Genomic DNA, 17,728 nt, shown 5'->3' with positions numbered 1-17,728 from the left:
TCAACCGTTTCGCTTGAGGAAGACGCCGCGCGCCCCTAAGTCGCATCCATGACCTCGACCAACGACATCCGCCGCAGCTTCCTCGACTATTTCGAAGGGCAGGGCCACGCGCGCGTTCCTTCCGCCCCGCTGGTGCCGCATAACGATCCGACCCTCATGTTCGTCAATGCGGGCATGGTGCCGTTCAAGAACGTCTTCACCGGTCTAGAATCGCGGCCTTATTCCACCGCTACCAGCAGCCAGAAATGCGTCCGCGCGGGCGGCAAGCATAATGATCTCGACAATGTCGGCTACACCGCGCGCCACCACACCTTCTTCGAAATGCTCGGCAACTTCTCGTTCGGCGACTATTTCAAGGAACAGGCGATCAGCCGCGCCTGGACGCTGCTGACCAGGGAATGGGGCCTCTCGCCCGACCGGCTGACCGCGACCGTCTATCATACCGACGACCAGGCGTTCGACCTGTGGAAGAAGATCGCCGGGCTGCCCGAAAGCCGGATCATCCGCATCGCCACCAAGGATAATTTCTGGGCGATGGGGGCCGACGGGCCCTCGGGTCCCTGCTCGGAAATCTTCTACGATCATGGCGATCATATCTGGGGCGGCCCGCCGGGATCGCCCGAGGAGGACGGCGATCGCTTCGTCGAGATCTGGAATCTGGTCTTCATGCAGCATCTGCAGGAAGCCGACGTGATCGTCGCCGATCTGCCCAAGCCGAGCATCGACACCGGCATGGGGCTCGAGCGAGTCGCCGCGGTGCTCCAGGGCGTCACCGACAATTATGACACCGACACGTTCAAGGCGCTGATCGAGCAATCGGGCGCACTTACCGGCTCGGTCACCACCGGCGACAATCAGGCGAGCCACCGCGTCATCGCCGATCACCTCCGCGCGTCGGGCTTCCTGGTGTCCGACGGCGTGCTGCCCGCCAATGAGGGCCGCGGCTACGTTTTGCGCCGGATCATGCGCCGCGCAATGCGTCACGCCCATTTGCTCGGCGCCAAGGAGCCCTTGATGCACCGGCTGGTGCCGTCGCTCGTCGCCGAGATGGGCGCGGCCTTCCCGGAGCTGCTCCGCGCCCAGCCGCTGATCGAGGCGACCTTGCTCCAGGAGGAAACCCGTTTCCGCCAGACGCTCTCGAACGGCCTGCGCCTGCTCGACGAGGCGACGCATGGCATGATGGCCGGCGATACGCTGCCCGGCGCGACTGCGTTCAAGCTCTACGACACGTTCGGCTTCCCCTATGACCTGACCGAGGACGCTCTGCGCGCCCAGTCGATCGCGGTCGATCGTGCCGGCTTCGACAGCGCGATGGCCGAGCAGAAGCGCGCCGCCCGTGCCGCCTGGAAGGGATCGGGCGACAAGGCATCGGACGATCTGTGGTACGATCTCGCCGACGAACTCGGCAGCACCGAATTCATCGGCTATTCGGGCACCGATGGCGAAGGCCAGGTGCTCGCTTTGGTCAAGGACGGAGCGCGCGTCGAACGCGTCGGCGCCGGCGAGAGCGTCATCGTCATCACCAACCAGACGCCCTTTTACGGCGAGAGCGGCGGCCAGATGGGCGACGCCGGCATCCTCTCCAACGACAAGCTGCGCGCGGTCGTGCACGACACGTCCAAGCCGCTCGGCCGCATCCACGCGCATCAGGCCAAGATCGAAAGCGGCGAGCTTGCAGTCGGCGACACGGTCCATCTCCAGGTCGATGTCGAGCGCCGCGACGCGATCCGCGCCAACCATAGCGCGACGCATCTGCTCCACGCGGCGCTGCGCGCGCATCTGGGCGGGCATGTCAGCCAGAAGGGCAGCCTGGTCGCCGCCGATCGGCTGCGCTTCGATTTCTCGCACCCCTCGGCGCTGACCGGGCAGCAGATCGCCGACATCGAGGTCGATGTGAACGCGCAGATCCGTCACAATGAATCGGTCACCACCCGGCTGATGACTCCCGACGACGCGATCGCCGCGGGCGCGATGGCCCTGTTCGGCGAGAAATATGGCGACGAGGTCCGCGTGCTGTCGATGGGCCGGGGGGCGGATGCGTCTTACTCGGTCGAGCTGTGCGGCGGCACCCATGTCGAGGCGACCGGCGACATCGCGATCTTCAAGATCATCTCCGAAAGCGCCGTCTCCTCGGGCATCCGCCGCATCGAGGCGTTGACCGGCGAGGCTGCGCGGCTGTGGCTCAACGCCCGCGACGAGCGGCTGCGCGAGGCGGCGGCGGCGCTCAAATCCTCCCCCGACGAAGTGCCGGCGCGCGTCGCCGCCTTGGTCGAGGACCGCCGCCGACTCGAGCGCGAGCTGGCCGAGGCGAAGAAGGCGCTGGCAATGGGCGGGGGCGGGGCGTCCGCGCCTGCCGGGCCCGAGCAGGTAGCCGGGGTCAACTTCATCGGCCAGGTGATCGAGGGGATCGATCCCAAGTCGCTGCGTGGCGCGGTGGACGAAGCCAAGCAGCGCATCGGCTCGGGCGTGGTGGCTTTGGTGGTGGTGAACGAGGGCCGGGCGTCGGTCGCCGTCGGCGTTACCGACGATCTCGTCGCCAGCCAGAGCGCGGTCGATCTCGTCAAGCGCGCGGTGGCGGTGCTGGGCGGGCAGGGCGGTGGCGGCCGTGCCGACATGGCGCAGGGCGGCGGTCCCGACGGGACGAAGGGCGTCGAAGCGCTCGCCGCAGTGCGCGAGGCGCTGGCCGAGGCGAAGGCGGCGGTCTGACCCGCCGCCTCCGGCCTTACTGGCCGATCTTGTACCCCTCCTCGGGCTTCACCCAGGAGATCTTCTGGTTGAGCTCCGGCCGCGCCACCCCGTCCAGCGTGACCTCGACGGCAACTAGATCCCCGTCGACTCGGTCGCGCGCGCAGCCATTCTTGCCGTCCATGGACGCGATCGCGCCCAGCACCTGGCCCTTGATCGCCTCGGCGGTCGCGGCGTCGGCGGGCTTGCCGTCGACGCTGAACTTCGACGCGGCATAATCCTGGCTGCGAACCAGCCCGCACACGGCGCCGTCCTCCACCTTGCCCGACGAACGCGTCTCCATCGTGATCAGCGGGGCGGGCGCGATCATCGCGACGACGACGCTGTCATAGCTGCCATCGGGCCGTACCGTGTAGGTCGCGGTCCCCATGCAGGTCTTCTTCTCCTTGTTGGGAGCGATGCATTGAATCTTGCCTTCGCGTGCCGGCGCCAGCGGGTCGGCGGCCTGGGCGCCGCTGGCGGCGAGGATGAGAAACAGCGATTCGAACATGCGAGAGGCTCCCATTTGGTCGCCTGATCATGCGTCTCGCCCTTGCCGCGGGCAAGGCGAATCAGATCGGCGTTTCGCCTTTTCGCAGCAACCGGATGCGCGGATCGCGCTGGAGGCCGGCGGCTTCCTTGATCGACTTGCGCATCTCGTCGCGCTTCTCGTGGATCGATGCGATCACCGGGCCGACCGCCATGCCGACATCGACCAGCACGGCCTCCGATAGCTGCAGCGAGCTTTCGAGCGTCTCGGGGACGGCATCGGTCGCCCCGGCCTTGTACAGCTCGGCGGCGTGGGCCGCATCGCGGGCGCGCGCGATGATCGGCAGATCGGGGACCCAGCTGCGCACGCGCTTGGTGAGCCGCACCGTCAGCACCGGATCGTCCATCGTCAGCACCAGCGCCTTGGCGTGGCCGAGCTTCAGCTGATCGACCAGTTCGGTGCGCGCCACGTCGCCGAACAGCACGGTATAGCCATCGCGCCGCGCGGCATTCACATTGTCGATATCGGCGTCGACGCCGATATAGGGCTGGTCGTGGCGGCGCAGCATGTCGGCGACGGTACGCCCGACCCGGCCGAAGCCGATCACGACCGTGCCGGGCCCGTCGACGCCGATGTCGGTCTCGGCGAGATCGGAGACCGGCGCGCCCTGATCGATCAGCCGCGAGGCAAATTGTCCGGCCTTGGCGAGCAACGGCGTCAGCGTGAGCCCGATCGCCGTCACCGTCGTCCAGAAAGCCGCGGTCGCTGGCAGAATCAACCCCGCCGCGCCGGCGACGCCGAGCACGATCAGCGTCGTCTCCGACGGGCTTGCCATCAGCACGCCGGTCTCGGCCGCGGTGCCGGTGCGCGCGCCGGCGATCTTGAGCAGCCCCATCGTCACGGCGACCTTGACCGACATCACGACCACGGTCGCGAGCAGCAATGTCGACCAGTTATCGACGACGAAGCTCAGGTCGAGCCGCATGCCCACGGTGATCAGGAAGACGCCAAGCGCCAGCCCCTTGAACGGCGCGGTGATCGATTCGACTTCGCCATGATATTCGGTCTCGGCGATCAGCAACCCCGCGATCAGCGCACCGACGATCGGGGAGAGCCCCGCCGCGGTGGTCGCCAGGCTGGCGACGATCACTGCCAGCAGGCTCGCCGCCAGGAACAGTTCGGGGCTCTTGGTGCGCGCCGCCTGCGAAAACATCCGCGGCAGCAGGAAGCGCCCGCCGACGAACAGGATGGCGATGGTGACGATCCCCGCACCCAGCGTGGTCAGCAGCCCCATCATCCCGGCATCGTTCGCGGCGGGGGCGAGTGCGCCGAGCATGAAGATGATCGGCACCAGCGCGAGATCCTCGAACAGCAGCATCGCGAATGCAGCCTTGCCCACTGCGCTGGTGGTCCCGGCGATCGGCACGACCAGAGCAGTGGAGGACAAAGCCAGCGCCAGCCCGAGTCCGATCGATCCGCTGGTGCTGAGTCCGGTGAGGTAGAGCGCCGCGGCCAGGATCAGTCCGGCGCCCAGCAGCTCGGCGGCGCCTACGCCGAAGACGAGCGTCCGCATCGCCCATAATCGCTTGAACGAAAGCTCGAGCCCGATCGAGAAGAGCAGCAGGATGATGCCGAATTCGGCGAAGGGCTCGATCGAGTGCGGATCGCTGATCGTGAGATAATAGAGCCAGGGCTGCTGGCCCACGAGCGTGCCCAGGCCGGCCGGGCCGACCAGCACGCCGACCAGAATGAAGCCGATCACGGGGCTGATCCGGAAGCGCGCGAACGCCGGAATCACGAGCCCGGCGGCGCCCAGGATCACCAGCGCATCGCTGAATCCGCTATTGGTGAGGGTGAGCATATCGCCCTAATAAGCGGTTCGGAACGGCAATGTCATGGTCTGATATGCATCGCATGCGAGTCTGTATTGCCGGGGGCGGACCAGCCGGGATGATGGCGGGTCTGCTGTTCGCGCGAGCGGGCGTCGATACGGTGGTGCTGGAGAAGCATGCCGACTTCCTGCGCGATTTTCGCGGCGATACCGTCCATCCCTCGACCCTGGACCTTTTCGACGAGTTGGGGCTGCTCGATTCATTCCTTGAGCGCCCGTTCGACAGGGTCGACAATGTCGGCGCGGTGATCGGCGGCAGCGACTATCGCGTCGCCGATTTCAGCCATTTGCCGGTGCGCGCGCGGTTCATCGCGTTGATGCCGCAATGGCATTTCCTCGATTTCGTGGCGGAGCAGGCGCGGCTTTACCCCAATTTCACGCTGCGGATGGAGACCGAGGCGACCGAACTGATCGAGGAGGAGGGGCGCGTGGTTGGGGTGCGCGGCGCCGCGGGCGAAGCATTCCCTGCCGATCTCGTCCTCGCCGCTGACGGTAGGGGATCGCGGCTCCGCGACGGCCTACCCTTGCAGGATCTCGGCGCGCCGATCGACGTCCTGTGGTTTCGCGTGTCGAAGCAGCCCACCGCCGCCAACCAGACCCAGGGCTATATAGCGGGCGGCGAGATGATCGTCGCGATCGATCGCGGCGACTATCTCCAATGCGGACGGGTGATCGAGAAGGGCGGCGCCTCGCGCGTGCTGGCACGCGGGCTCGATGCGTTTCGCGCCGAAGTCGGCGCCGTGGTCCCGAATGCGCGCTGGGGCATGGAGCGATTTGCCAGCCTCGACGAGGTCAAGCTGCTCAGCGTCTCGCTGGACAGGCTCACCCGCTGGCACCGGCCCGGATTGCTTGCCATCGGGGACGCGGCGCACGCAATGTCCCCGGTCGGCGGGGTGGGCATCAATCTGGCGATCCAGGACGCGGTGGCGGCCGCCAATATCCTTGCCGGCCCCATGACGCGGGGCGAGGATCCCGATCCGCTGCTCCACCGTGTCCAGGCGCGGCGCATGTTTGCCGTCAGGCTGGTCCAGGCCGCCCAGCGGACCGCGCATCGCACCGTGCTGCGCGCCGCGCTGGCGGGCAAGATCGTACGCGCACCCTTGGCGGTGCGGCTGATCGATGCCGTGCCGCTGCTGCAGCGCATCCCGGCTCGGATGATCGGGCTGGGCGTCCGCCGCGAGCATATCCGCTCGCCCGTCGCCACCCGCTAGGCAGATAGCGGGGAGCATCGCTGCCCCCCGCCGCCGCAATTACTGCCAGCTGCCCATCGCCTTCTCGAGGTTGACGCGAACGGTCTCGAAGAACTGCTCGGTGGTCATCCAGGCCTGTTGCGGCCCGATCAGCAGCGCGAGGTCCTTGGTCATCGCGCCGCTCTCGACGGTCTCGATGCACACGCGCTCGAGCGTCTCGGCGAAGCGGGTGACGTCGGGCGTCTCGTCGAACTTGCCGCGATACTTGAGGCCGCCGGTCCAGGCGAAGATCGATGCGATCGGGTTCGTCGATGTCGCCTTGCCCTGCTGGTGCTGGCGATAATGGCGTGTGACGGTGCCGTGCGCCGCCTCGGCCTCGATCGTCTTGCCGTCGGGCGACATCAGCACCGAGGTCATCAGTCCGAGCGAGCCGAAGCCCTGCGCGACCTGGTCCGACTGGACGTCGCCGTCATAATTCTTGCAGGCCCAGACGAACTCGCCATGCCATTTCAGCGCCGATGCGACCATGTCGTCGATCAGGCGATGCTCGTAGACGATGCCCGCTTCCTTGAACTTGTCCTTGAACTCGCGCTCGAAAACGTCGGCGAAGATGTCCTTGAAGCGCCCGTCATAGGCCTTGAGGATCGTATTCTTGGTCGAGAGGTACAGCGGCCAGCCGCGGCCGAGGCTGTAATTCATGCTCGCCCGCGCGAAATCGGTGATCGATTCGTCGAGATTGTACATGCCCATGGCGACGCCGGCCTCGGGGAAGTTGAACACTTCCTTTTCAATCGTCTCGCCATTCTCGCCTTCCCACTTCATCGTCAGCTTGCCCGCGCCGGGCACCTTGAAGTCGGTGGCCTTATACTGATCGCCAAAGGCATGGCGGCCGACGACGATCGGCTTGGTCCAGCCGGGAATCAGCCGCGGCACGTTCGAGATCACGATCGGCTCGCGGAAGATCACCCCGCCCAGGATGTTGCGGATCGTGCCGTTGGGCGACTTCCACATTTCCTTGAGGCCGAATTCCTCGACGCGCTGCTCGTCCGGAGTGATCGTCGCGCACTTCACGCCGACGCCATATTCGCGGATCGCATTGGCCGAATCGATCGTGATCTGGTCGTTGGTCTCGTCGCGCTTCTCGACGCCGAGGTCGTAATATTTGAGGTCGATGTCGAGATAGGGGAGGATCAGGCGCTCGCGGATCCATTCCCAGATGATCCGCGTCATTTCGTCGCCGTCGATTTCCACGACGGGCGTTGCAACCTTGATCTTCGCCATAAGCTCGCTTCCTCTGAATAGGGTTTGGCGAGCGTCTAGGGGGAAGGGCAGGGGCGATCAAGCGCCCCGCGGCGGGATCAGTCCTTCCACGCCCACCAGAGCTGCGCCGGCGGGATGTTCCACCATTCGACCTTGTGATCGATGTGCTGCCAGTGCGGGGTCAGGAAATTGCGGACCTTGGGGTTATATTGATAGACCAGGAAGGCGCCGCCGGGGCGCAGCACTTCCTTGGTCGCCTTGGCGATCTTGTCGCCCACGCCCGTGGGCAGGGTCGAGAAGGGCAGGCCGGAGACGACATAGTCGGCCTGCTCATGTCCATGATCGCGGACGATCCGCTTCACGTCCTCGGCCGATCCCAGCACCGCGAAGAAGCGCGGATCGTCGATCGTCGCTTTCAGATATTCGATGAAATCCGGGTTGGGGTCGATCGCCACCAGCTTCGCCTCCGGGCCGAGACGATCGAGGATCGGGCCGCAAAAGGTGCCGACGCCCGGGCCATATTCGACGAACAGCTTGGTATTGTCCCAGTCGCAGCGGCTGATCATGTGGCGCACCAGCGTGCCGGACGAGTAAGCGACTGCGCCCACCATCACGGGATGCTTGAAAAAGCCGCGGATGAACATGCCCCAGGGAGAAGGGACACCTGCGGCGCGGCGGCGGCGCGTGCGCTGCTCTGCTGCGGTCGATGCGGGCATGGTGATCCTTCTTGGAGTTTTTAATGGGGGAAGCGTGGCCCTGCGCAAAATCGAACGAACTTTCAAGCATGGAGGTTGCATCCCCAGCGTGGCGCCACCGCCGCACCGTGCAAAAAGGGGACGAAGCGGCCTGCTGGGGTCCCGGTGCTGTCGCCATGATATCGGACGCCGGTCTAGGAAAGCGCGAGCGGTACGGCTACACGCCGCGCATGGCATCGCTCGACAAGCCCCCCATCGGCACTTCGACGGTGAAGTGGCGTTTCCCCGACATTCACCCCGAGGGGCGGAAATATGTGCTGATTGCAGGCGCGATCGCGCTGCTCAGCCTGTTCGTTTGGGATTTCATCACCTGGCCGCTGGTATTCCTGACGCTGGGCGTCGCGGCATTCTTTCGCGATCCCGTGCGCGTGACGCCGCAAGGGGAGGGGCTGATCGTCTCCCCGGCGGACGGCCTCGTCACGATGATCGAGCGCGTGCCGCTGCCGCCCGAACTCAGCGGGCCCCATGCGCTGGGCGACAAGCCGATGATCCGCGTCTCGGTTTTCATGAGCATGTTCGACGTTCACATCAATCGCACGCCGATCACCGGCACGGTGCGCCACGTAATCTATCTCTCCGGTAAGTTCATGAACGCCGATTTCGACAAGGCCAGCGAAGAGAATGAGCGCCAGCATCTGATCGTCGAGGACAGGAACGGGCTGCGCGTCGGCTTCACCCAGATCGCCGGGCTCGTTGCGCGCCGCATCGTCGCCTTCGTGAAGGCGGGCGACATGGTGGTCGGCGGACAGCGGATCGGGCTGATCCGCTTCGGTAGCCGAGTCGATATATTCATACCCGACGCGTTTGGCGTCCAGGTCTCGCTTGGCCAGCGCGCGGTCGCTGGCGAGACGATCCTCGCTTGCAAGGGCGCTCCGGCTACGCTCGGCGTCGCTCAATGAGCGCCGCCCGGACCAAGCGACCCCGCCGCGAGCGGGGAATCCCGCTTCGGGCCGTGCTCCCGAACGCGGTCACCGCGCTCGCATTATGCTCGGGCCTGACCGCGATCCGCTTCGCCATTCTCGGCAATTGGGAACTGGCGGTGCTGATGGTCCTGGTGGCCGCGGTGCTCGACGGAGTCGATGGCCGGATCGCCCGTTGGGTCCGCGCGGAGAGCAGGTTCGGGGCGGAGCTCGACAGCTTGTCCGACGCGATCTCCTTCGGTGTCGCGCCGGCGCTCATCCTCTATCTGTGGACGCTTAACACGCTGGGCAGCTTCGGATGGCTGGTCGCCTTGCTGATGGCGCTGGCCTGCGCGCTCCGCTTGGCGCGCTTCAATGCGAGCATCGATGGCGAGATTCAGCCGCACAAATCGGCAGGTTTCCTAACCGGCGTGCCGGCGCCGGCCGGGGCCGTCCTGGCGCTTACACCGCTCTTTCTATGGCTCTGGACCGGGGCGGAAATCGTGCGCACCCCCATTGCGATTGCCGTCTGGACCGTGTTCGCCGCGAGCCTGATGGTATCCAGCATCGCCACCTTCTCCCCGACCGTGCGCCTGCGTCGCAACATCCGCTTCGAATTCGTGGTGGCGCTCGTCGTGTTCATCGCCGCGCTGGTATCGGCGCCCTGGCCGACGCTCGCGATCGTCGCGATCGCTTATCTGGCGACGATCCCGTTCAGCATCCGCAGCTATCGCCGGATCAGGCTGCAGCGCGCAGCGGCGCCCGCGCCGGCATCCGCGCCGGAGCCGAGCGGACCGTCAGGCGCGTAAGCCGAGGCGGCAAGGCGGGAACCGCCGAGACCCGGCCGAACAATTCGGCATAGCGATGCAATTGCGGGCGAATGCTCGAAACCAAGGTCCAGGCCGACGCGGCGAACGCAGCGCTGAACAGAATAAGAATAGCGAAACCAGTCATATCCAGGCTCCAAAACGCCCCTACAAGGCAGGAATCTAGCAATTCCAACCGCTTGAGGCCGCAAGACGTTCCATGTCCGCGTTGTGAACCCTTTATGTTCCGTTAACGTTCCGCTGTCAACGGGTTGTTCCTTCATTGTTCCGCTTGCGCACCCCGCACATATCGGCTAACCGCGCCGCCTCAACCCCACATGGGAAGCAACATAACCCGGTGCCGTGGCCTCCACGGTTCCCGCTTCCCAGAGGATCAACCGGAAGGAGTTATCCCTATGGCGGCACCAGTCGTCTCCATGCAGCAGCTGCTCGAATCGGGCGCGCATTTCGGCCACCAGACGCATCGCTGGAACCCGAAGATGAAGCCGTATCTCTTCGGAGACCGCAACGGCGTCCACATCATCGATCTTTCGCAGACCGTGCCGCTCTTCGCGCGCGCGCTCGAATTCGTGAACTCGACCGTCGCCGCCGGCGGCAAGGTCCTGTTCGTCGGCACCAAGCGCCAGGCGCAGGAGCCGATCGCGGACGCGGCGCGCCGTTCGAACCAGCATTTCGTCAACCATCGCTGGCTGGGCGGCATGCTCACCAACTGGAAGACCATCTCGGGCTCGATCAAGCGCCTCAAGACGCTCGAAGAGCAGCTTTCGGGCGAGACCGTCGGTCTCACCAAGAAGGAAGTCCTCCAGCTCACCCGTGAGAAGGACAAGCTCGAGCTCAGCCTCGGCGGCATCCGCGACATGGGTGGCATTCCCGACATCATGTTCGTGATCGACGCGAACAAGGAAGAGCTGGCGATCAAGGAAGCCAACACGCTCGGCATCCCCGTCGTCGCGATCCTCGATTCGAACGTCAGCCCGGACGGCATCGCCTTCCCGGTGCCGGCGAACGACGACGCCAGCCGCGCGATCCGTCTCTATTGCGAGGCCATCGCCATTGCCGCCACCCGTGGCGGCCAGGAGCGTCAAGCCAGCTTCGGCAACGACATCGGCGCCATGGATGCGCCGCCGGTCGAGGAGGCCCTTGCAGCACCGGCACCTGCCGTGGCTGACGAGGCACCTGCCGCCGACGCACCCGTCGTCACCGCAGAAGAGTTCGAAGCGCCTGCCGCTGCCGCTCCCGAGGCTCCCGCCGCAGATCCGGAAACCCCGGCCGCTGCGACCGAGACCCCCGAGCAGGCCGCCGAGGGCGAGCGCCAGATCGACGCATAAGCGTCACCGAACTGACATTGGGGACGGGGTAGGGCGAAAGCCCAACCCCGTCCCGCAATTTTTCCAGACCAGAAGGACAGCAACATGGCAGAGATCACTGCAGCAGCGGTCAAGGAGCTCCGCGAAAAGAGCGGCGCCGGCATGATGGATTGCAAGAAGGCGCTCACCGAAAATGGTGGCGACATCGAAGCGGCCAGCGACTGGCTGCGCTCGAAGGGCCTCGCCGCCGCCGCCAAGAAGTCGAGCCGCACCGCGGCCGAGGGCCTCGTCGGCGTGGCCGTCGCGGGGACCAAGGGCGTCGCCGTCGAGGTGAACAGCCAGACCGATTTCGTCGCGAAGAACGAGATCTTCCAGGGCTTCGTCCGCGAAGTGACTGCGATCGCGCTCGAAAAGGGTGACGATGTCGATGCCCTGAAGGCCGCGCCGATGGCCGCCGGCGGCAGCGTCGACGAAGTGCTCGTCGCGAACATCGCCACGATCGGCGAGAACCAGGTTCTGCGCCGCGCCAAGGCCGTATCGGTCAACCAGGGCGCCGTGATCCCCTACGTCCACAACGCCGCCGCCCCCGGCCTCGGCAAGATCGGCGTGCTCGTCGCGCTTGAGTCGGACGCCGGCGTCGCTGTGCTCGAGCCGCTCGGCAAGCAGATCGCGATGCACATCGCCGCGGCCTTCCCGCTGGCGCTGTCGGTCGCCGATCTCGATCCCGAAGTCGTCGAGCGCGAGGCTGCGATCCTGCGCGAGAAGAATGCCGAGAAGATCGTCGGCAAGTCCGCCGAAGTCGCCGACAAGATCCTCAACGGGCCGATCGAGAAGTTCAAGAAGGAGAATGCGCTGCTCACGCAGGCGTTCGTCATGGACGGCAAGACCCCCGTCGGCGACGTCATCGCCAAGGCAGCCAAGGATGCCGGCGCGACAATCACCCTCGTCGACTATGTCCGCTTCCAGCTCGGCGAAGGCATCGAGAAGGAAGAGAGCGACTTCGCCGCCGAAGTCGCAGCCACGGCAGGCCTGACCAAGTAAGGGGCGGGAAGGGCGGTTTCGGGCTTCCCTTCCCCTCTCGACAAGCATCACTGCTTGTTCCAGCGGCGCGGCCCCTCTAAGGTCCGCGCCGCTTCGCTGTCCGCTTCCCAACCCGCAGGTATCATGACCAATCCCCGGTTCAAACGCATCCTTCTCAAGCTCTCGGGCGAGGTCCTGATGGGCGAGGGCGGGCTGGCGATCGATCCGGAAGTCACCGCGCGGGTGGCCGGCGAAATCGCCGATGCGCGGGCGCAAGGCTATGAGCTTTGCGTCGTCGTCGGCGGCGGCAACATCTTCCGCGGGCTTTCGGCGGCGGCGAAGGGAATCGAGCGCGCCACCGCCGATTATATGGGCATGCTGGCGACGGTGATGAACGCGCTTGCGGTGCAGAATTCGCTCGAGCAGATCGGCGTCGAGACCCGCGTCCAGTCGGCGATCCCGATGGCATCGGTCTGCGAGCCCTTCATTCGCCGCCGCGCCGAGCGTCACCTCGAAAAGGGCCGCGTCGTGATTTTCGCGGCGGGCGTCGGCAGTCCCTATTTCACCACCGACAGCGGCGCCGCGCTGCGCGCGGCCGAAATGAAGTGCGACGCCTTGTTCAAGGGCACGTCGGTCGATGGCGTCTATGATGCCGATCCCAAGAAAGTGCCGACCGCCACGCGTTATGAAACCGTGACCTACGACACGGTCCTCTCGCAGAATCTCAAGGTCATGGACGCAAGCGCGATCGCCTTGTGCCGCGACAACCATATCCCGATCGTGGTCTTCAACATCCGCGAGCCCGGCAATCTTGCCGCGGTGCTGAGCGGCGACGGCGTTTCCACGATCGTCCAGAACGAAGCCGAATACGCATAGGAGAGCCCGAAATGGCCGCATATAACAAAGCAGACCTCGAGCGCCGGATGGCCGGCGCGGTCGAGGCGCTCAATTCCGATCTGCAGGGCCTGCGCACGGGCCGCGCCTCGATCAATCTGCTCGATCCCGTCACGGTCGAAGTCTACGGCGCCAACATGCCGCTCAACACGATCGCCACCGTCTCGGTCCCCGAGCCGCGAATGCTGTCGGTCCAGGTGTGGGACAAGTCCAATGTCGGCCCCGCCGACAAGGCGATCCGTTCCGCTGGCCTCGGGCTCAACCCGATCGTCGACGGCCAGACGCTGCGCCTGCCGATCCCCGATCTGACCGAGGAGCGCCGCAAGGAGCTTGCCAAGCTCGCAGGCAAGTATGCCGAGGCGGCGCGCATCGCCGTGCGCAACGTCCGCCGCGACGGCAATGACAGCCTCAAGGCCGACGAGAAGAAGGGCGTTATCTCCGAGGACGAGCGCAAGCGGCTCGAGACCGAAGTCCAGAAGCTCACCGACGCCACCGTCGCCGAACTCGATGCCGCGGCGCTCGCGAAGGAAAAGGAAATCCTCGGCAAGTGACCGTGGGCGATCGCCCTTATTCTGTCGAGCATCGGCATGGCGGCTAAACCGGCACCCGAGCTCCCCTCGGGAAGCACGCCGCGCCACGTCGCCATCATCATGGACGGCAATGGCCGCTGGGCGAAGTCGCGTTTCCTGCCGCGCATCGCCGGGCATCGCCAGGGCGTGGAAGCCGTACGCCGGGTCAGCCGCGCCGCGCGCAAGCTCGGGATCGAGGTGCTTACGCTCTACGCTTTCTCGTCCGAGAATTGGCGCCGCCCCGAGGAGGAAGTTCGCGACCTCATGGGGCTGCTGCGCCACTTCCTGGCGAGCGAACTTGATGAGCTGATTGCCGAGGGCGTCCGCCTGCGCGTCATCGGCGACTGGCGCAGCCTCGCGCCCGATCTGGTCGCGATGATCGACATCGCGATCGTCCGCACTGCAGACAATCCCGGTCCGACCCTGGTGATCGCGCTGAACTATGGCGCGCAGGCCGAGATTCTCGCCGCCGCACGGCGCCTCGCGGAACAGGCGCGCGATGGCACGCTCGATCCCGCCGCGATCGACGAGGCGCGCTTCGAAGGCGCGCTGGAGACCGCGGGCTTGCCGCCGCTCGATCTGCTCATCCGCACCTCGGGCGAGCAGCGCCTGTCCAATTTCCTGCTCTGGCAGGCGGCGTATGCGGAACTTCTGTTCGTCGATACGCTTTGGCCCGACTTCAACGAGAAGATTCTGGCGGCGGCGCTCGATCAGTTCGGGCAGCGCGAACGCCGCTTCGGAGGGTTGTGAGCAAAGCAGGGTCCGATCTCGGCACGCGGCTCGGCGTTGCCTTCATCCTCATAGCAATCGCTGCGGCGGCGCTCTGGGCCGGCGGTCTGGGCTTCTGGCTGCTCACCGTCGTCGGCGCGCTGTTGCTGATGTCCGAATGGGCGGAGCTCGATGGCGCCAGTCCCAGGCAGAAGCGCCTGGCCCAATATGCGCTTTCGGTGCCGCTGGCGATCATGGCGCCGGGTCTTGCTGCAGGACCGGGCTTCCTCGCATTGGGCCTCGTGATCGGCGCAGGCTTCTTCGTGGGCGCGGTCACGCGTCGGCCACGCCTCGCCGGGGGTGTTCTCTATGTCGGGCTCCCGGTCCTCGCCTTGATCCTGCTGCGCGAGCTGCCCGAACGGGGGCTGCTCCTCGCCTTCTGGGCGATGGCGCTCGTCTGGGCGGCAGACAGCGGCGCCTATTTCGCCGGCCGCGCGATCGGCGGCCCCAAGCTCGCGCCCTCGATCAGTCCCAACAAGACCTGGGCGGGCTTCATCGGCAGCCTGTTCACCTCGGGCCTTTTTGCCGCGATACTCGTCTGGCAGTTCGCCCTGCCGGTCGCGCTCGCGCTGACCACGCCGCTGCTCGCGGTGATCGCGCAGCTCGGCGATCTCTACGAAAGCCATCTCAAGCGCCGCGCCGGGGTCAAGGATTCGGGCAATATCCTGCCCGGCCATGGCGGCATCCTAGATCGTCTCGACGGCCTGATCGCCGTCGCCCCGGTCGCGGCGCTGCTCGTGCTGGCGCTCGGCCGATGAAACGCGTCACCATCCTCGGCGCGACCGGTTCGGTCGGCAGCTCGACGCTCGATCTGATCGAGCGTACGCCCGAACGCTTCGAAGTTGTTGCGCTCACGGCGAACAGCGACGTCGACAAGCTCGCCGCCGCCGCGATCCGAACCAAGGCGAAGGTTGCCGTCGTCGCCGACCCCGCCTGCCTCGAGGCCCTGCGCGAGCGCCTCGCCGGCACCGGCACCGAGGCGCGGGCAGGGGCCGAGGCGGTCTGCGACGCCGCGCGGCTCGGTGTCGATTGGACGATGGCCTCGATCGTCGGCACCGCCGGGCTCAAGCCGGTCATGGCCGCGCTGGAAGCCGGCGGCATCGTCGCGCTGGCAAACAAGGAGGCGCTGGTCTCCGCGGGCGAAGTCATGATGGCCGCCGCCCAGGCGCATGGCACCACGCTGCTGCCGGTCGATTCCGAGCATAATGCGGTGTTCCAATGCCTCGATCGCACCGCGCCGAAGGGCGTGAGCCGGATCATCCTCACCGCCAGCGGCGGGCCGTTCCGTCGGACCTCGATCGAGGACATGCGCGCGATCACTCCGAAGCAGGCGGTCGCACACCCGAATTGGTCGATGGGCGCCAAGATTTCGGTCGATTCGGCGACGATGATGAACAAGGGACTCGAGCTGATCGAGGCCTACCATCTGTTTCCGGTGCGCGCCGATCAGCTCGACGTGATTGTCCATGCCCAGTCGGTCATCCACTCGATGGTCGAATATGTCGACGGATCGGTGCTGGCCCAGCTCGGGTCGCCCGACATGCGCACGCCGATCGCCTTCGCGCTCGCCTGGCCCGAGCGGATGGAGACGCCCTGCGAGCGGCTCGATCTGGCGAAAATCGCGCGGTTGGATTTCGAGGCGCCCGATTATACCCGCTTCCCCGCGCTCCAGCTCGCCCGCGATGCGCTGACCGCGGGCGGCGCCCGGCCCGCCATCCTCAACGCCGCCAACGAAGTGGCAGTCGCCGCATTCCTCGCTGGCCGGGTCGCCTTTCTTGAAATTGCCGCAATCGTCGCAGATACGCTGAGCCGTTACGATCCGGCTGCCCCGGACTCGCTCGATGCCGTGCTGGCAGTCGATGCCGAGGCGCGGGTTCGTGCGGTCGAGCGTGTGAAGGACTGCGTCGTTTGATCGAAACCCCCGGCATCCTGCTCACCGTCCTGGCGTTCGCGCTGGTGATCGGGCCGCTCGTTTTCCTGCATGAGCTCGGACATTATCTTGCCGGACGCTGGTTCGGCGTAAAGGCCGAGGAATTCTCGATCGGCTTCGGCCGCGAGGTTGCCGGCATTACCGACAAGCGCGGCACGCGCTGGAAGTTCGGCTGGCTGCCGCTGGGCGGCTATGTGAAGTTCGCCGGCGACATGAACCCCGCTGGCCAGCCCTCGCCCGAATGGCTGGCGCTGCCGGCGCACGAGCGCGCCCAGACGTTCCAGTCGAAGCCCTTGTGGCAGCGCGCGATCATCGTCGCCGCCGGCCCGATCGCCAACTTCATCGTCGCGATCCTGATCCTGTCGGCCTTCGCGCTGGCTTATGGTGACAATCGCACGCCCGCCACCGTCGGTTCGGTGATCGCGGGAAGCCCCGCCGCCGCGGCAGGACTGCAGCCTGGCGATCGGATCACCGCGATGAGCGGGCGTTCGGTCGAAACCTATGGCGATCTGCTCAAATATACCCAGCTTCGTCCCAACGAGGCGGTGCGGATCGACTATGAGCGGGCAGGGCAGGCGCAGGCCGTCGATGCCGTCATCGGCATGCGGACCGAGACCGATCGTTTCGGAAACGAATATCGCGTCGGCCGACTCGGCATCGGTGCCAGCGCTCCGGTGCAAGAACCGGTCGGGCTGCTCGAAGCGCCGCTGGTCGGCATCCGGATGACTGCCGACATCGTCCAGATGACGCTCGACGGCCTCGGCCAGATCATCACCGGCCGGCGCTCGGTTGCTGAACTGGGAGGCCCGCTGAAGATCGCGCAAGTCTCGGGCGAGCGCCTTGCACTGGGCGCCACAGAGTTCGTGTTTCTGATCGCGCTTATTTCCATTAATCTCGGATTCATTAACCTTTTGCCAGTGCCAGTGCTGGATGGCGGGCATCTTCTGCTCTACGCAGTCGAAGCCGTTCGCCGCCGCCCGGTCGAGCCGCAATTTGTGGAATGGGCTTTCCGAGGCGGCATGCTCGCAATATTGGCGTTGATGCTGCTGGTTACGTTCAATGATCTCGGCGCGATCGGCGTCTGGAGAAATCTGGCCGGGTTGATCGGCTGACGCGGTTAAGGCAGGGGCGGTTCCGGCGTCGCATGGGCAGCGGCATTACTCGAAATCCGACTTGGGGTGGGATGTGACGATCAAGGTAAATA

The 17,728-nt window shown here is 66.0% G+C and carries 16 protein-coding genes; 12 read left to right on the top strand and 4 right to left on the bottom strand.

Annotated elements, in window-relative coordinates:
• Positions 1-48: 48 nt before the first annotated feature.
• Entirely contained in the window at positions 49-2,706 is a 2,658-nt protein-coding gene (gene alaS / locus OKW87_RS03760; RefSeq protein WP_265542397.1) for an alanine--tRNA ligase, read from the top strand.
• A 16-nt stretch (positions 2,707-2,722) separates the two neighbouring features.
• On the opposite strand, the gene OKW87_RS03755 is transcribed toward alaS, so the two are convergent.
• Both OKW87_RS03755 and OKW87_RS03750 read right to left on the bottom strand, forming a co-directional pair.
• Positions 2,723-3,235, bottom strand: coding sequence for a hypothetical protein (locus OKW87_RS03755; RefSeq protein WP_265542396.1), 513 nt, complete (start codon positions 3,233-3,235; stop codon positions 2,723-2,725).
• A gap of 61 nt (positions 3,236-3,296) precedes the next feature.
• Positions 3,297-5,075, bottom strand: a complete 1,779-nt coding sequence (locus tag OKW87_RS03750) for a cation:proton antiporter domain-containing protein (RefSeq protein WP_265542394.1) — start codon at positions 5,073-5,075, stop codon at positions 3,297-3,299.
• A 29-nt stretch (positions 5,076-5,104) separates the two neighbouring features.
• Here OKW87_RS03750 and OKW87_RS03745 point away from each other — a divergent pair, with 29 nt between their 5' ends.
• Complete coding sequence (locus OKW87_RS03745; protein ID WP_322740329.1) at positions 5,105-6,316, top strand: FAD-dependent oxidoreductase; 1,212 nt, start codon at positions 5,105-5,107, stop codon at positions 6,314-6,316.
• Positions 6,317-6,355: 39 nt separating this feature from the next.
• On the opposite strand, the gene OKW87_RS03740 is transcribed toward OKW87_RS03745, so the two are convergent.
• Both OKW87_RS03740 and OKW87_RS03735 read right to left on the bottom strand, forming a co-directional pair.
• The gene (locus tag OKW87_RS03740; protein WP_265542388.1) at positions 6,356-7,576 is read right to left on the bottom strand and encodes an NADP-dependent isocitrate dehydrogenase; all 1,221 of its coding nucleotides are present in this window, start codon (positions 7,574-7,576) and stop codon (positions 6,356-6,358) included.
• A gap of 77 nt (positions 7,577-7,653) precedes the next feature.
• Positions 7,654-8,271 carry a class I SAM-dependent methyltransferase gene (locus OKW87_RS03735; RefSeq protein WP_265542386.1) on the bottom strand — a complete coding sequence of 206 codons (618 nt, stop codon included), beginning with the start codon at positions 8,269-8,271 and terminating at the stop codon, positions 7,654-7,656.
• Between the two features lie 209 nt (positions 8,272-8,480).
• On the opposite strand from OKW87_RS03735, the gene OKW87_RS03730 reads away from it, so the two are divergent.
• From OKW87_RS03730 to OKW87_RS03685, 10 genes are all read left to right on the top strand, one after another.
• Complete coding sequence (locus OKW87_RS03730; RefSeq protein WP_265542384.1) at positions 8,481-9,209, top strand: phosphatidylserine decarboxylase; 729 nt, start codon at positions 8,481-8,483, stop codon at positions 9,207-9,209.
• Positions 9,206-10,018, top strand: coding sequence for a CDP-diacylglycerol--serine O-phosphatidyltransferase (pssA, locus tag OKW87_RS03725; RefSeq protein WP_265542382.1), 813 nt, complete (start codon positions 9,206-9,208; stop codon positions 10,016-10,018). Before OKW87_RS03730 ends, pssA begins: the two co-directional genes overlap by 4 nt.
• A gap of 413 nt (positions 10,019-10,431) precedes the next feature.
• A complete protein-coding gene (gene rpsB, locus OKW87_RS03720) occupies positions 10,432-11,364 on the top strand; it encodes a 30S ribosomal protein S2 (protein ID WP_265542381.1) in 933 nt (310 codons plus the stop codon).
• Positions 11,365-11,448: 84 nt separating this feature from the next.
• Positions 11,449-12,384: a translation elongation factor Ts gene (tsf, locus tag OKW87_RS03715; protein ID WP_265542379.1), complete on the top strand. Its 936-nt coding sequence runs from the start codon at positions 11,449-11,451 to the stop codon at positions 12,382-12,384.
• Positions 12,385-12,507: 123 nt separating this feature from the next.
• Entirely contained in the window at positions 12,508-13,239 is a 732-nt protein-coding gene (gene pyrH, locus OKW87_RS03710) for a UMP kinase (protein ID WP_265542377.1), read from the top strand.
• A gap of 11 nt (positions 13,240-13,250) precedes the next feature.
• Complete coding sequence (gene frr, locus OKW87_RS03705) at positions 13,251-13,808, top strand: ribosome recycling factor (protein WP_265542375.1); 558 nt, start codon at positions 13,251-13,253, stop codon at positions 13,806-13,808.
• A gap of 36 nt (positions 13,809-13,844) precedes the next feature.
• Positions 13,845-14,576, top strand: a complete 732-nt coding sequence (locus OKW87_RS03700; protein ID WP_265542373.1) for an isoprenyl transferase — start codon at positions 13,845-13,847, stop codon at positions 14,574-14,576.
• Complete coding sequence (locus OKW87_RS03695; RefSeq protein WP_265542371.1) at positions 14,573-15,352, top strand: phosphatidate cytidylyltransferase; 780 nt, start codon at positions 14,573-14,575, stop codon at positions 15,350-15,352. The genes OKW87_RS03700 and OKW87_RS03695 overlap by 4 nt, the downstream gene beginning before the upstream one ends.
• Positions 15,349-16,506 carry a 1-deoxy-D-xylulose-5-phosphate reductoisomerase gene (locus OKW87_RS03690; RefSeq protein ID WP_265542369.1) on the top strand — a complete coding sequence of 386 codons (1,158 nt, stop codon included), beginning with the start codon at positions 15,349-15,351 and terminating at the stop codon, positions 16,504-16,506. The genes OKW87_RS03695 and OKW87_RS03690 overlap by 4 nt, the downstream gene beginning before the upstream one ends.
• Positions 16,503-17,636, top strand: a complete 1,134-nt coding sequence (locus OKW87_RS03685; RefSeq protein WP_265542367.1) for a M50 family metallopeptidase — start codon at positions 16,503-16,505, stop codon at positions 17,634-17,636. Before OKW87_RS03690 ends, OKW87_RS03685 begins: the two co-directional genes overlap by 4 nt.
• Positions 17,637-17,728 lie beyond the last annotated feature (92 nt).

The organism is Sphingomonas sp. M1-B02, assembly GCF_026167525.1.
In the GTDB taxonomy this organism is placed as follows: Bacteria; Pseudomonadota; Alphaproteobacteria; order Sphingomonadales; family Sphingomonadaceae; genus Sphingomonas.
The sequence above is the reverse complement of the archived record's forward strand: the minus strand, read 5'-3'. Positions and strand labels throughout refer to the sequence as shown.

Bases quoted from the DNA above. Each gene is read 5' to 3' on its own strand.
- pssA (WP_265542382.1), top strand. From the start codon at position 9,206: ATGAGCGCCGCCCGGACCAAGCGACCCCGCCGCGAGCGGGGAATCCCG.
- OKW87_RS03735 (WP_265542386.1), bottom strand. From the start codon at position 8,271: ATGCCCGCATCGACCGCAGCAGAGCAGCGCACGCGCCGCCGCCGCGCC.
- OKW87_RS03740 (WP_265542388.1), bottom strand. From the start codon at position 7,576: ATGGCGAAGATCAAGGTTGCAACGCCCGTCGTGGAAATCGACGGCGAC.
- pyrH (WP_265542377.1), top strand. From the start codon at position 12,508: ATGACCAATCCCCGGTTCAAACGCATCCTTCTCAAGCTCTCGGGCGAG.
- OKW87_RS03690 (WP_265542369.1), top strand. From the start codon at position 15,349: ATGAAACGCGTCACCATCCTCGGCGCGACCGGTTCGGTCGGCAGCTCG.
- OKW87_RS03730 (WP_265542384.1), top strand. From the start codon at position 8,481: ATGGCATCGCTCGACAAGCCCCCCATCGGCACTTCGACGGTGAAGTGG.
- rpsB (WP_265542381.1), top strand. From the start codon at position 10,432: ATGGCGGCACCAGTCGTCTCCATGCAGCAGCTGCTCGAATCGGGCGCG.
- OKW87_RS03745 (WP_322740329.1), top strand. From the start codon at position 5,105: ATGTCATGGTCTGATATGCATCGCATGCGAGTCTGTATTGCCGGGGGC.
- alaS (WP_265542397.1), top strand. From the start codon at position 49: ATGACCTCGACCAACGACATCCGCCGCAGCTTCCTCGACTATTTCGAA.
- frr (WP_265542375.1), top strand. From the start codon at position 13,251: ATGGCCGCATATAACAAAGCAGACCTCGAGCGCCGGATGGCCGGCGCG.
- OKW87_RS03755 (WP_265542396.1), bottom strand. From the start codon at position 3,235: ATGTTCGAATCGCTGTTTCTCATCCTCGCCGCCAGCGGCGCCCAGGCC.
- OKW87_RS03700 (WP_265542373.1), top strand. From the start codon at position 13,845: ATGGCGGCTAAACCGGCACCCGAGCTCCCCTCGGGAAGCACGCCGCGC.
- tsf (WP_265542379.1), top strand. From the start codon at position 11,449: ATGGCAGAGATCACTGCAGCAGCGGTCAAGGAGCTCCGCGAAAAGAGC.
- OKW87_RS03750 (WP_265542394.1), bottom strand. From the start codon at position 5,075: ATGCTCACCCTCACCAATAGCGGATTCAGCGATGCGCTGGTGATCCTG.